Below are 13,440 nucleotides of genomic sequence, written 5' to 3' on the forward strand. Positions count from 1 at the left end.
CCACGACCGGCGGCCCGCACAGGGAGCAGCGGCGCGCACCTCGACCGGCGGGCACGCGCCCCGGCCGGCGGGCGTCGCGCACGGCGGTGCCGGGCCCGCACGACGCCCCATGGCCGCTTCCCCTCCCAGGGGCAGCGGCCCGCCTGAAGGGCGTCGGTGCGCGGTGCGGCTAGGCTCGCGCCCGGAACAAGCACCGCACCGCCGCGATCGGGAGAAAGCCACACCATGGCCAAGAAGCGCCCCCAGACGAAGGCCGGCAAGACCGGTCAGGCACAGGTCACGAACGGGGAGATCCCGGTCGTCGGGGCGCGCGAGCCGTGCCCGTGCGGTTCGGGCCGCCGCTACAAGGCGTGTCACGGACGGGCCGCCGCGCACGCCGTGACCGAGCTCGTCCAGCGCCCCTTCGAGGGCCTGGCAGGCGAGTGCGACTGGGTCGCGCTGCGCGAGCTGGTGCCCGCCGCCACCGTGCCGCTCACCCTCAAGGGCGGGCTCCCGGAGGGCGTCCCCTCCGTGACGCTCGCGACCGTCCTGCCGATGGCGTGGCCGGCGCTCCGCCGCGACGACGGCTCCGTCCTGCTCGCCCTGCAGAACGACTCCACCTCCGGCGACCTCGCCCGCGACCTCGCCGACACCCTCCAGCGCGCCCTGGAGACCGAGCCTGGCAGCCCGGTCCCGCCGCGCCGCGTCCCGGCCGAGGGCCCGCGTCTGCAGGACCTGCTCGACGCGGACGCCACGTTCGCCCCGGAGGTCCACTCGGGCTTCGAGTTCTGGATCCCGCAGTCCGCGGACGGCGCCGACCCGGAGGTCGCCGCCTCCCTGGAGCGGGCCAACGCGGCCGCGATCCCGACCGTGAAGCTGGCGAGCGTCGACTCGGCGTACTGGTGCGAGACCCAGGACAAGAACCACCTGCGCTGGGTCATGCCGTACCCGGAGGAGAAGCTCCTCGACGCGCTCGCCCGCCTCCAGGCCGCCGGCGGTACCTCCATCGGCGCGGACACCCGCCTCGTCGGTTCGTTCCGCGCGCACGGACTGATGGTGCCGGTCTGGGACCTGCCGACCGCGATGACCGCCGAGGAGTGCGAGAAGCCGGCCGCCGAGTTCGCCGAGCGGCTGACCGAGGCGCTCGCATCGGACGCTCCGCTCACCGCGGAGGAGCGGCGCGCGCGTGGCGGCCTCACGAACCGTCAGGTAACTCTCAGCTGATACCCCGCGTGGTATCGGTGACTGACAGACCGACCAGTCGGTGACTTCCGCCACAACCCGGTCTGCGGACGGGTAAATCCCTGTCCGAATAACCGAGATCGAATTTGCGAACAGCAGATCTCTTGTTACCGTTCTGGAAGCCCGGTCGCTGGTGCATCCCCCGTCGCCAGCGATCGGGCCTTTCCATGTCCGCCTCCGGCAGGTCCGGGGCGTCGACGCTCAACTTCCTTCGCTGTCCGCCGTGTTGCTGCCCGCCCGCAGCAGCAGCGGGGTGTTGTCCCCCTCGCCGGTGCCCGCGAATTCCGCTACCGCCGTATAGGCCGTGGCCACCCCTCGGCCCCGCTCCCTGGGTGTTTCACAGCTTCCCGGTTCGTCCTGCGCGGCGACCGGACAGCGGACCTGTACGGTCCGCCCGCCGGGTGCCATGAGGGTCAGAAACGCGTCGAGATTCTGGCCGGTCGCGTTCCGGTAGTACGTACGCCCCCAGGTGTCGGGACCCTCCGCGAGGACACAGGTCTGCGCCTCGACGCCCTCGGGAGAGGCGAGTTCCGGCCCACAGTTCGTGACCCGCTCCGGAGACGCCGGAGCGGCGGGGGCGTCACGGGGAGTGACGGGAGAGGCGAGGGCACCAGGGGCGGCCGGGTCGGCGGCGGGCTCCGTACGGGAGCCGAGACCGAGCCCCTTCAGCAGGCCCCCCGGCTTCGCGTCGGCGGTATCGGCCGCACCCGCCGGCCGCGCGGACCCGCCCGCCACGGGCTCGCCCGTCGGCCCCGCCATCGCGACCAGCGGCAGCAGAACGGCGACCGTGACGGCGGCGCCGAGTCCGACCACGCGGAGGTTCACCGGACCCATGCGCCCCACCTGCTCCTGCTCGGCTGGAGATCTTGAACGGTGGGGTGAACATAGCGGCGGCCGACGGGCGCGCGGTCGGCCGCGCGCCCGTTTCCCGTACAAGTCGGACCAGGACACACCCGTTCGGGTGAAGGATCTCCCGCCGCAGCGGCTCCTCAGTACGCCAGCCGGCTCCCGCCGTCCGGTGCGCTCGTGCTCGCCTCCACCAGGGCGTCGACCACCGCTTCCACATCCGGCAGCCAGGGCCGGGCCGAGCCCGCGAGAGGGGCCCGCTCCCATCGGACCTGTCCGGTCCCGGCGACCGAGGGCGGCAGGAGCAGATAGCCGCCCTCTCCATGGAAACGCAGCGAGCTGGGGACGCTGTCCTTCGCGTACAGCAGCTCGCCGAGCCGTTCGAGGCCGTACGGGGCGACGAGGATCGACCATCGCGTCGAGGTCGCGACCACCGGGCCGAGCCGCATGCCCGTGGCGTCGAGCGCGGCGAGCGCCCGCGCTCCCGCGACCGCGGGCAGGCTGACCGCGCAGGGCGCGCCGCCGCCCGTGGCGAGCACCACCGGGGCATCCGGACGCCGGGTCCACCACCAGCGGATCATCCGCTCGTCGGTCGTGGCCGCGAGCAGTCCGGGGTCGTAGGGGTGCGCGCCGGGCACCGCGCACTCGGGGTCGGGGCAGGAGCACGCGGCTCCCGCGGACGTGCGTGTCGTCGCTCTCAGGCCCGCTCCCGGCAGGACCGGCCAGTCCCATTCGACGGCGAAGGTGACCGCCGCGTCGAGCCGGGCGGTCCTCGCCTTGCGTCGGAACCGGAGCCTGCGTCGCCTTCCGAGGATCTCGCGCATGAGCGCTCGTTCCTTTCCGTTGAACGCCGAATCCACATCACACCATGTGCAGGACATTTCACCGTGCGTATCAGCGCGTACCGGGTCGGCGGGATGGTGGCCCCTGCCGGAGCGGGGCCGGCCGTGCCGGAACCAGGTGGAACCACGTGGAAACCAGATGGAGCGGTTCAGTACCAGGTGGAGCCAGGTCAGAACGAGGTGGAGCCAGGTCAGCACCAGGGGCGGGTCAGAACACGTTCCCCGCCACTCGGTGACGGGCTGCGGCCTGCGGCATGTAAGACGCCGGGGTCCCGCGTCGCGTTCCGGGGCAGCTCCAACTGCCCCTGCCTGTCACCGATTACGTACCCAGCACGCTCGGAATGACGCGCTTTCAAACGACGCCAGTCGACCGCAAAAGGTGCACACCGGGGACAATTTTCGGCCAACTTCGCCGGGACTTCAACCCTCTCGCACGAGCTCACGGACACCACAAGTCCCGTGGGGACAATGCTGGACATCGTTCCTCTTGTGCGTGTACATGTGGATGCATCGAGCGGCTCAGAATGACATGGGGGTTTGCGATGCTATGGCGTCAAACGCACCGGTCGGAAAGCCGACTGACATGAGCGCCCCACACATGCCGAAAGTGGCCGGAATCGATTCCACGGTTCCCGGGCCCCCGCACACTACGGCGCCCCTCCCCGGGGTCCCCGCGGCGGCAGCACCCTCCGATCCGGTCTCCCCACCGGGAGCGCTGATCCAGGACCGGCTCGCCGCCTGGGTCTCCGACCTCACCACCCTCCACGAACTCACCGAGCGCCTCATCAGGACCTCCTTGCTCGACGAGGCCCTCCGCGAGGTCCTCGGCGCCGGCGCCGCCCTCGTCGGGGCCCGCCGCGGCATGGCCGTCCTCGAACCGGCCGACGGGCTCGGCCCCGCCTCCACCATCGGCCTCGGCCTCGCCCACGCGGACCTCGGCACGATCGAGACCGTCCCGCGCGGCACCAGCAGCTACGGCCGCCTCCTCGACGGCCTCCCCGACCCGGTCCACCCCGAGCGGGTCCCCGACCCGATCGCCATTCGCGACGTCCGCACCGAGGACGGCCTCGACCCGCGCCACCGCGAGGTCGCCGCCCGCCTCGGCTACGCCGCCAGCTACGCCCTCCCCCTCGCCACCGAGGAGGCCGGCCGGCTGGGCGCCGCCGTCTGGCTCTACGACGAGCCCGCCGAGCCCACCGACCGCCAGCGCCACCTCATCGGGCTCTACGGCCGCTTCGCCACCGAGCACCTCGCCCGCCTCCTCCAGGTCGAACGCGCCCGCGTGCAGGTCGCCACCGTCGCCGAGGAGCTGCTCCCCAGCCGACTGCCCCGCGTCCCCGGCGTCCAGCTGGCCGCCCGTCACCGCACCAACCCCCGGGGCGGCGGCGACTGGTACGACGCGCTGCCGCTGCCCGAGGGCGCCCTCGGGCTCGCCGTCGGCTCGGTCTCCGGCACCGGACCGAGCGCGCTCGCCGCCATGGGGCGGCTGCGCGCCTCCCTGCGCGCGTACGCGGTGATGGAGGGAGAGGACCCCGTCGCCGTCCTCTCCGACCTGGAACTGCTGCTCCGGCTCACCGAACCGGCCCGCTCGGCGACCGCGCTCTTCGCGTACGCCGAACCGGCGCGGCGCCGGATCGTCCTCGCCGGCGCCGGGCACGCGCCGCCGCTGATCATCGGGGAGCGGCGCACCGAGTTCGTCGAGACCTCGCTCTCGGCCCCGCTCGGGATGCTGTCCTGCTGGGAGGCGCCGAGCGTGGAGCTGTCCCCGGAGCCCGGAGAAACGGTGCTTCTCTACACCGACGGGCTGCTTCGCCGTACCGGCGACGCCATGGACCGGGCCTTCGCGCGGCTCCACGCGGCGGCGTCGAGCGTGCCGAAGGCGGACCGGGGCGACCCGGGCGCCGTCGCCGACCACGTCCTGCGGACCATGCTGCCCGAGGGTCTCGACACCGCCGCGGACGGGGAGGACGTGGTCCTGCTCGCCGCCCGCTTCGACTGAGCGGCACGGGGCGGGCGCCCGCGTGGGCACAGATAAGCGGAGCGTGACATTCCAGTAATGGGTCTTCCGGCCCTGGGCCCCCTTCCGTACGACCGTACGATGGTGGGGGTTCAGTGTCGTACCAAGAGGAGGCAGACCCGTGGCCGAGGAGCTCACGCCGGAGACCCCGGAAGAGACTGAGGAACAGGCGATCAAGCAGCGGAAGAACGGCCTGTACCCGGGCGTCTCCGACGAGCTGGCCGAGAACATGAAGTCCGGCTGGGCCGACACCGAGCTGCACGGCCTGGAGCCGATCGCCCAGGCCGACAAGACCGCCGAGCGCCGCGCGGCGCTCTCCGCCCGCTTCCCGGGCGAGCGCCTGGTGATCCCGGCCGGCAAGCTGAAGACCCGGTCGAACGACACCGAGTACGCCTTCCGCGCCTCCACCGAGTACGCGTACCTCACCGGCGACCAGACCCAGGACGGCGTCCTCGTCCTGGAGCCGACGAAGAGCGGCCACGAGGCGACGATCTACCTGCTGCCGCGCTCCGACCGTGAGAACGGCGAGTTCTGGCTCGACGGCCAGGGCGAGCTGTGGGTCGGCCGCCGCCACTCCCTCACCGAGGCCGAGCAGCTCCTCGGCGTCCCCGCGAAGGACGTCCGCGAGCTGGCCGAGGCACTGCGCGAGGCCACCGGCCCCGTCCGCAACGTCCGCGGCCACGACGCCGGCATCGAGGCCGCGCTGACCGACAAGGTCACCGCCGAGCGCGACGAGGAACTCCGCGTCTACCTCTCCGAGGCCCGCCTCATCAAGGACTCCTTCGAGATCGCCGAGCTGGAGAAGGCCTGCGCCTCCACCGCCCGCGGCTTCGAGGACGTCGTCAAGGTCCTCGACAAGGCCGAGGCCACCAGCGAGCGCTACATCGAAGGAACCTTCTTCCTCCGCGCCCGCGTCGAGGGCAACGACATCGGCTACGGCTCCATCTGCGCCGCCGGCCCGCACGCCACCACCCTGCACTGGGTGCGCAACGACGGCGACGTCCGCTCCGGCGACCTGCTGCTGCTCGACGCCGGCGTGGAGACCACCGAGCTCTACACCGCGGACATCACCCGCACCCTGCCGATCAACGGCCGGTACACCGAGCTCCAGCGCAAGATCTACGACGCCGTGTACGAGGCGCAGGAGGCCGGCATCGCCGCGGTGAAGCCCGGCGCCGCCTACCGCGACTTCCACGACGCCGCCCAGCGCGTCCTCGCCGAGAAGCTCGTCGAGTGGGGCCTCGTCGAGGGCCCGGTCGAGCGCGTCCTGGAGCTCGGTCTCCAGCGCCGCTGGACCCTGCACGGCACCGGCCACATGCTCGGCATGGACGTCCACGACTGCGCCGCCGCGCGCACCGAGGCCTACGTCGACACGACCCTCGCGCCGGGCATGTGCCTGACCGTGGAGCCGGGTCTGTACTTCCAGGCCGACGACCTGACCGTGCCGGAGGAGTACCGCGGCATCGGCGTCCGGATCGAGGACGACATCCTCGTCACCGAGGACGGCAACCGGAACCTCTCGGACGCGCTGCCGCGCCACGCCGACGAGGTCGAGGCGTGGATGGCCGCGCTGAAGGGCTGATCTCCGCGTAATTTGGAACCGAAGGGCCCTCGCCGACCGACCGGCGGGGGCCCTTCCCCGTGCTCACGCCATGAGCAGGGAAGGGCTGTCCTTCCACTTCAGGATCTTGTCGAAGCTGACCACCGCGCCGCCCCGGCCCGAGCGGTTGCCGAACTGCACATGGTCCGCGAGCTCCTCGATGAGGCGCAGCCCCCGGCCGTGCTCGGCGTCCGACGGCGCGGCGGGCAGCTCGGCGCCGGGGAAACCGGGGCCCGAGTCCGCCACCTCGATACGGCAGGTCTCGCCGTCCAGGTACGCCGTCACCCGATAGGCCCTGCCGGCCGCGCCCGGCCCGTCGGAGCCGTCGCCGCCGTGCTCGACCGCGTTCGCGCACGCCTCGGTCAACGCGACCGACAGCTCGTACGACACGTCGGGATCGACACCCGCCGTCTCCATCGTGCCCATCAGAAGCCTTCGGGCGAGGGGCACGCTCGCGGCTTCGCGCCGCAGATGGAGTGACCACCAGATGCTCATGCTCCAGCCTCCCGGCAGCGGCTCGACATACCGATACCTATTGCCGGACAGACCCCTTCGTAAGCGCACGGACGCGTCAAGAGCGCTCGATCGGCGGATGCACCGGGCCCCTGCGCCGGTGTATGTCACCCCGAAGGCCCTCAAGAGCCCCAAGAACGACCTTCTGGACCTGCCTCATACCGGTGGGACCCGTGGTGCGATGATGGGCCCGCCATGAATGCCCCCGCGCTCGCTCCACGGCTGCTGAGGGCCGCGGTGTTCACCGCGGTCTGCGTCGTGCTGTCCGCGCTCGGGCACGCCATCGCCGCCTGCGCGGGCATCCCCCTGTGGACGCTGCTCGCCGGATTCCTCGGCGTCTTCGGCATCACCGTCCTCTTCACCGGACGGGAACGCTCACTCGGCTTCGTCGTCGCCGCCCTCGCCGGCGGACAGCTCGGGCTGCACGCCCTCTTCGGCCTCGGCCAGCATCGGCTCGGCCTGAGCCCCCAGGCCGACGACGCGCTCGTACGGATGGCGGCGCGGCTCGTCTGCGGCGCGGGGACCTCGTCCCTCACCTCCGCCGACGCCACCAGGATCATCCGCGACGCCGGACTCGACCCGGCCACCGCTCAATCCGGTGCCCACCACCTCGGACACACGGCCGCCGCGGCGAGCACGCCCGCCGGTGAGCTGCTGCCCGGTCTGCCCATGATCCTCGGCCATCTGCTGGCCGCCGTGGCCACGGGCTGGCTGCTGCGCCGCGGCGACCGGGCCCTCCGCCGACTCGTCGAACTCTCCGAGCAGGGGGCGACGGAGCTCGCCGAGTGCGCCCTCGTCCGCTCCCTCAGGGCCGCGCTCCGTCTCGTACGGGCGCTGCTCAACGGTCTTGCGGCGGCGCCCGGAACCGGGCCGCGGGGGACGGCCCGTACGGCCTTCGACTCCTCGCCGCCGCCGGTGGCCGAGGCACTCCTGCACACGGTGATCAGGCGCGGCCCGCCGGCCGCCGACTGCGTTCTCGCAGCCTGACACGGACCGCTCACAGGGAGCGGGGCCGTGCTCGTCCGCACGCCGGTCCAGGGTCCGTCCCCCGGCGCGCCGGACTCCCTCGCCTTCCTCCGAGCTGGAGTGTCTTCTGCCATGACCGTTTCCCGTGTCTCCTCCCGTGTCTCCGCCACCCGGGTCGCCCTCGCCGGTGGCATCGCCCTCTCCTCCGTCGTGCTGCTGTCCGGCACGGCGTTCGCGCACGTGAGCGTGCAGCCGCAGGGCGAGGCCGCCAAGGGCGGCTACGCGACCGTCAACATCAAGGTCCCGAACGAGCGCGACAACGCCTCCACCGTGAAGCTCGAGGTCAACTTCCCGCTCGACCACCCGCTCGCCTCCGTCATGCCGCAGCCCATCCCCGGCTGGAAGGCCGTGGTGACCAAGAGCAAGCTCAGCAAGCCGCTGGAGCTGCACGGCAAGACGATCAACGAGGCCGTCTCCAAGGTGACGTGGACCGCCGACGGCTCGAAGATCGGCCCCGGAGAGTTCCAGCAGTTCCCGCTCTCCCTCGGACAGCTGCCCGAGGACGCCGATCAGCTGGTCCTCAAGGCGATCCAGACGTACGACAACAAGGAGGTCGTGCGCTGGATCGAGGAGCAGAAGGAGGGCGCGGAGGAGCCGCAGAACCCCGCCCCCGTCCTGAAGCTCTCGGCCGCCTCCGCCGACCACCACGGCGGCGCCGCCGCCCCGTCCGCCTCGGCCTCCACCGCGACGGACGAGAAGGCGGGGCACGACGAGAAGGCCGGCCACGACGACAAGGCCGACGCGAAGAAGGAGACGGCCGCCGCCGACTCCTCCGACACCACGGCCCGGATCCTCGGCGTCATCGGCATCCTCGTCGGCGTCGCCGGCGTCGCGTTCGGTGTCCTCGCCGGCCGCCGCCGCTCGGCCTGACGGCCGCACTCATCCAGAGCACCCGGAAACAAGCGGAAAGAACCAGCATGTCCGCAGAGAAGACCCCCTCTCCGAAGCCCGAGGACGGCCCCGCCCGTCCCGGGCGCCGCACCCCGCTGATCGTCGCCGCGGTCGCGATCGTCGCCGCGATCGGCGTCACCGCGGCCGTCGGCCTCGGCGGCAACGACGACCAGCCCTCGGCCGGCGGCTCCGGCCCGGTCGCCGTGGTCTCCGGCGGTGACGACACCACCAAGGCCGCGACCGTCCTCGACCGGCCGTTCACCAAGCCCGGACTCGTCCTCACCGACACCAAGGGCCAGAAGTACGACCTGCGGGAGCGGACCAAGGGCAAGCCGACGCTCATCTACTTCGGCTACACGCACTGCCCCGACGTCTGCCCCATGACGATGAGCAACATCGCCATCGCCAAGAAGCAGCTCCCCAAGGCCGACCAGGACAAGCTCCAGGTCGTCTTCGTCACCACCGACCCCGAGCGGGACACCCCGGCCGAGCTCGCCAAGTGGCTGCCCGCCGCGGGCGACCCCTCCTTCACCGGTCTCACCGGCTCGTTCTCCACCATCCAGGCGGGGGCGCGGCAGATCGGCATCGGCATCGACCCGCCGAAGAAGGAGAACGGCAAGGTCGTCTCCATGCACGGAGCACAGGTGATCGCCTTCTCGCCGACGACCGACCAGGGCTACGTCCTGTACGGCGAGGACACGAGCGTCGACGACTACGCCAAGGATCTGCCGAAGCTCATCAAGGGGGAGAACCCGTGAACCGCCGCACCACCACCCTGTCCGCCTCCGTGGCGCTCGCCGCCGCGCTCGCACTGACCGGGTGTTCGTCCTCGTCCGAAGCGTCCGAGGACGGGAAGCCCGACCTGAAGGTCAGCGGCGCGTTCATGCCGCAGCCGGTGATGGACATGGCCGGCGGCTTCCTCACCATCAAGAACGACAGCGGCACCGCGGACAAGCTCACCTCGGTCACCAGCGCCATCTCCGACGACGTCACGATCCACGAGACGAAGAACCAGAAGATGCAGGAGGTGAAGTCCTTCGACATCCCCGCGAACGGAGAGCTGAAGCTCGCCCGCGGTGGCAGCCACATCATGTTCATGGAGCTGAAGAAGAAGCCCAAGCAGGGCGAGAAGGTCAGCATCGAGCTCCACTTCGAGAAGTCCGACCCGATCAAGGTCGACCTTCCCGTGGAGGCCGCCAACCACAACCCGCAGCAGCACTGAGCGCGTTGACGGAGTTCTCACAGAACTGACGGAGTGAACCGGAAGATGACAACCACCGCCCCGCGCCTCGGTACCGCGCTGGCCCGGCTGCTGATCCTCGCGGCCGCGCTGCTCGGCACGCTGCTCGCCGGTGCCGCCCCCGCGTCCGCGCACGCGGCGCTGACCGGAAGCGATCCGAAGGACGGGGCGGTGGTCGCCACCGCTCCGAAGGAGGTCAACCTCACCTTCTCCGAACAGGTCGCCATGAGCGCCGACTCGATCCGGGTCCTCGACCCGGCGGGCCGGCGGGCCGACACCGGCGAGATACTCAACCTCTGCAGCGGCTCGATCGTCCGCTACGGGGTGGCGCTCCGGGCCGGGCTGCCCGACGGCACGTACACCGTGGCCTGGCAGACCGTCTCGGCCGACAGCCACCCCATCTCCGGCGCCTTCACCTTCTCCATCGGCGCCCCCTCCACGACGTCCGTCGCCCTGCCCGACCGGACGGCCGGCGGCGGTCTCGTCGGCACCCTCTACGGCATAGCGCGCTACGTCTCGTACGCCGGGTTCGCCGTCCTCGTCGGCGGCGGCGCCTTCGTCCTGGCCTGCTGGCCGCGCGGCGCGAGCGTCCGCCCGGTCCAGCAGACCGTGGTCCGGGGCTGGCTGACCCTCACCGGCGCCACCCTCGTCATGCTGCTCCTGCGCAACCCGTACACCGGCTCCGGTGAACTCTCCGACGCCTTCGACCTGGCGGGTCTGAAGGCCGTCCTGGAGACGAAGACCGGCGCCGCGCTCACCTCCCGGCTGCTGCTGCTCGGCGCGGCCGCGCTCTTCGTGGCCGTCCTCTTCGGCGCCTACGCCCGGCGGACCGACCCGAAGGAGAAGAAGGACCTCGCCTTCGGGCTCGGTCTCGGCGGCACCGTCGTCGCCGCGGGCATCGCCGGTACCTGGGCGCTGGCCGAGCACGCCTCGACCGGCATCCAGCCCGGGATCGCCATGCCCGTCGACATCCTGCACCTGCTGGCCGTCGCCGCCTGGCTCGGCGGCCTCACGGTGCTGCTCGTCTCCCTCTACAAGGCGCCGTCCGTCGAACGCTCGGCGATCGAGCGCTTCTCCAAGGTGGCCTTCGGCTCCGTGGCCGTCCTCGCGGCCACGGGGCTCTACCAGTCCTGGCGTCAGGTCGGCTCCTGGTCCGCGCTGACCGGGACCCGCTACGGGCAGCTGCTGCTCGTCAAGATCGGCTTGATGTGCGTCCTCATCGGCATCGCCTGGATCTCGCGCCGCTGGACCCAGCGCCTCGCCGACCCGACGCCGGCCGAGGAGACCGAGGAGAGCGCGGAGACTGAGGAATCCGAGCAGGCCGAGGAGAACGAGCAGGCCGAGGAGAGCGCCGAGGCCACCGAGACCACCGAGGCCGCCGATCCCGAGCGGGCCGCTCAGCTCGCTCGGCAGCGGGCCGCCGTCGCCACCGCGCGGCGCAAGCGGGAGCGGGACGCCGACCCCGAGCGGGCCGGTCTGCGCCGCTCGGTGCTGACCGAGGCCGCCGTCGCCGTCGTGCTCCTCGCCGTCACCACCGTCCTCACCTCGACCGAGCCCGGCCGCACCGAGGAGGAGGCGGCGCGGGGCGGCACCGCCGCCTCCGGCCCGGCCGCCGTGCCCGACCGGCCCGTCGACATCCGGCTGCCCTTCGACACCGGCGGCGCCGACGGCAAGGGAATCGTGCGGCTCAGCCTCGACCCCGGCCGCACCGGCGCCAACGCGCTGCACCTCTTCGTCGAACGGCCCAACGGCAAGCCGCTGGACGTGCCCGAGATCAAGGTCGCCCTCACGCTTGAGGCCAAGGACGTCGGCCCGCTGCCCGTCGCCCCGGACCGGATCCAGACCGGGCACTGGAGCGCGAGTGGCGTCCAGATCCCGATGCCCGGTGAGTGGCGGATCCAGGTCACCGTCAGGACGTCCGAGATCGACCAGACCACCATCGAGAAGAACGTGAAGATCGGCTGATCCTTGACCGAGAACAACACTCTTGAGATCTCCCGGCGTCGGCTGCTCGGCACCGTCGGCGCGGCGGGCGCCGCCGGACTCGTCATCGGCGCGGCAGGCGGCGTCGGCGTCACCACGGCCGGCTCCGACGGCGGCACCACCGACGGGGCCGGCACCGACGGCACCCCGCCGCTGACCACGGTCGGTTCGACCGAGGTGATGTTTCACGGGAAACATCAGGCGGGGATCACCACGCCCTCGCAGTCCCGCGGTCATCTGATCGCCTTCGACCTCGCCCCGGGCGCCGGTCGCAAGGAGTCGATGGCCCTGCTGCGCCGCTGGTCGGTGACGGCGGAGGCGCTGATGGCGGGCAAGGCCGCGGCCGGTGACACCGGCGTGGCGCTCGACGCGGGCCCCTCCTCCCTGACGGTCACCTTCGGCTTCGGACGTACGTTCTTCGACCGGACCGGACTCACCGCGCGCCGCCCCTCCGCGCTCGACCCGCTGCCCGCCTTCTCCGCCGACGCCCTGGACGCGCGGCGCTCGGAGGGCGATCTGTGGGTGCAGATCGGCGCCGACGACGCGCTCGTCGCCTTCCACGCGCTGCGCGCCCTCCAGAAGGACGCGGGCGACGCGGCCCGGGTGCGCTGGCAGATGAACGGCTTCAACCGCTCGGCCGGTGCCACCGCGAAGCCGATGACGGCCCGCAACCTGATGGGCCAGATCGACGGCACGGGCAATCCGAAGGTCACCGATCCCGACTTCGACCGGCGGATCTTCGTCCCGGCGGGCGGCGAGGCCGCGACGGAGTGGATGGCCGGCGGCTCGTACGCGGTGGTGCGCCGGATCCGGATGCTGCTCGACGACTGGGAGAAGCTGCCGCTCGACCGGCAGGAGAAGGTGATCGGGCGGCGGAAGTCCGACGGGGCCCCGCTCACCGGCGGCACGGAGACCACCGAGCTCGACCTGGACAAGCGCGGCCCGGACGGGACGACGGTCATCCCCGACAACGCCCACTCCCGTATCTCCGCCCCCGAACAGAACGGCGGGGCGGCGATGCTGCGCAGGCCGTTCTCCTTCCACGACGGGATCGCTGCGGACGGGACGCCGGACGCCGGTCTGCTTTTCGTCTGCTGGCAGGCCGACCCGCTGAGGGGCTTCGTGCCCGTGCAGCGCAAGCTCGACCGGGGCGACGCGCTGTCCGCGTTCATCCGGCACGAGGCGAGCGGTCTCTTCGCGGTCCCGGGCGGTCCCGCCGAGGGCGAGTACGTGGGGCAGCGGCTCCTGGAGTCCTGACCCG

At 72.2% G+C, this 13,440-nt stretch carries 12 protein-coding genes; 9 read left to right on the plus strand and 3 right to left on the minus strand.

Annotated elements, in window-relative coordinates; genetic code table 11:
• The first annotated feature begins 225 nt into the window (after positions 1-225).
• Positions 226-1,203, plus strand: a complete 978-nt coding sequence (locus ACIP8Z_RS21265; RefSeq protein ID WP_402085591.1) for a DUF5926 family protein — start codon at positions 226-228, stop codon at positions 1,201-1,203.
• Positions 1,204-1,422: 219 nt separating this feature from the next.
• On the opposite strand, the gene ACIP8Z_RS21270 is transcribed toward ACIP8Z_RS21265, so the two are convergent.
• Together ACIP8Z_RS21270 and ACIP8Z_RS21275 are read right to left on the minus strand one after the other, a co-directional pair.
• Positions 1,423-2,055, minus strand: coding sequence for a hypothetical protein (locus tag ACIP8Z_RS21270; RefSeq protein ID WP_402085592.1), 633 nt, complete (start codon positions 2,053-2,055; stop codon positions 1,423-1,425).
• A 155-nt stretch (positions 2,056-2,210) separates the two neighbouring features.
• Positions 2,211-2,891, minus strand: coding sequence for a bifunctional DNA primase/polymerase (locus ACIP8Z_RS21275; protein ID WP_402085594.1), 681 nt, complete (start codon positions 2,889-2,891; stop codon positions 2,211-2,213).
• 565 nt (positions 2,892-3,456) lie between these two features.
• Here ACIP8Z_RS21275 and ACIP8Z_RS21280 point away from each other — a divergent pair.
• Positions 3,457-4,908, plus strand: coding sequence for a PP2C family protein-serine/threonine phosphatase (locus ACIP8Z_RS21280; protein ID WP_402085596.1), 1,452 nt, complete (start codon positions 3,457-3,459; stop codon positions 4,906-4,908).
• A 139-nt stretch (positions 4,909-5,047) separates the two neighbouring features.
• A complete protein-coding gene (locus tag ACIP8Z_RS21285) occupies positions 5,048-6,508 on the plus strand; it encodes an aminopeptidase P family protein (protein ID WP_319315144.1) in 1,461 nt (486 codons plus the stop codon).
• Positions 6,509-6,571: 63 nt separating this feature from the next.
• Here ACIP8Z_RS21285 and ACIP8Z_RS21290 read toward each other — a convergent pair whose 3' ends face one another.
• Positions 6,572-7,021, minus strand: coding sequence for an ATP-binding protein (locus tag ACIP8Z_RS21290; protein WP_402085599.1), 450 nt, complete (start codon positions 7,019-7,021; stop codon positions 6,572-6,574).
• Positions 7,022-7,234: 213 nt separating this feature from the next.
• Between ACIP8Z_RS21290 and ACIP8Z_RS21295 the strand changes: the two genes are divergently transcribed.
• The 6 genes from ACIP8Z_RS21295 to efeB all read left to right on the plus strand — a co-directional run bounded on the left by ACIP8Z_RS21295 (position 7,235) and on the right by efeB (position 13,436).
• The gene (locus ACIP8Z_RS21295) at positions 7,235-8,026 is read left to right on the plus strand and encodes a hypothetical protein (RefSeq protein ID WP_402085602.1); all 792 of its coding nucleotides are present in this window, start codon (positions 7,235-7,237) and stop codon (positions 8,024-8,026) included.
• A gap of 111 nt (positions 8,027-8,137) precedes the next feature.
• Positions 8,138-8,935: a YcnI family protein gene (locus ACIP8Z_RS21300; RefSeq protein ID WP_402085605.1), complete on the plus strand. Its 798-nt coding sequence runs from the start codon at positions 8,138-8,140 to the stop codon at positions 8,933-8,935.
• A gap of 47 nt (positions 8,936-8,982) precedes the next feature.
• Positions 8,983-9,714 carry an SCO family protein gene (locus tag ACIP8Z_RS21305; RefSeq protein WP_402085608.1) on the plus strand — a complete coding sequence of 244 codons (732 nt, stop codon included), beginning with the start codon at positions 8,983-8,985 and terminating at the stop codon, positions 9,712-9,714.
• Positions 9,711-10,178: a copper chaperone PCu(A)C gene (locus tag ACIP8Z_RS21310; protein ID WP_402085610.1), complete on the plus strand. Its 468-nt coding sequence runs from the start codon at positions 9,711-9,713 to the stop codon at positions 10,176-10,178. Before ACIP8Z_RS21305 ends, ACIP8Z_RS21310 begins: the two co-directional genes overlap by 4 nt.
• Before the next feature lie 45 nt (positions 10,179-10,223).
• Complete coding sequence (locus ACIP8Z_RS21315; protein WP_402085613.1) at positions 10,224-12,161, plus strand: copper resistance protein CopC; 1,938 nt, start codon at positions 10,224-10,226, stop codon at positions 12,159-12,161.
• Between the two features lie 3 nt (positions 12,162-12,164).
• Positions 12,165-13,436, plus strand: coding sequence for an iron uptake transporter deferrochelatase/peroxidase subunit (gene efeB, locus ACIP8Z_RS21320; RefSeq protein ID WP_402085615.1), 1,272 nt, complete (start codon positions 12,165-12,167; stop codon positions 13,434-13,436).
• Positions 13,437-13,440: the final 4 nt, after the last annotated feature.

It is taken from the genome of Streptomyces sp. NPDC088553, from assembly GCF_044752965.1.
Classification (GTDB): Bacteria; Actinomycetota; Actinomycetes; order Streptomycetales; family Streptomycetaceae; genus Streptomyces.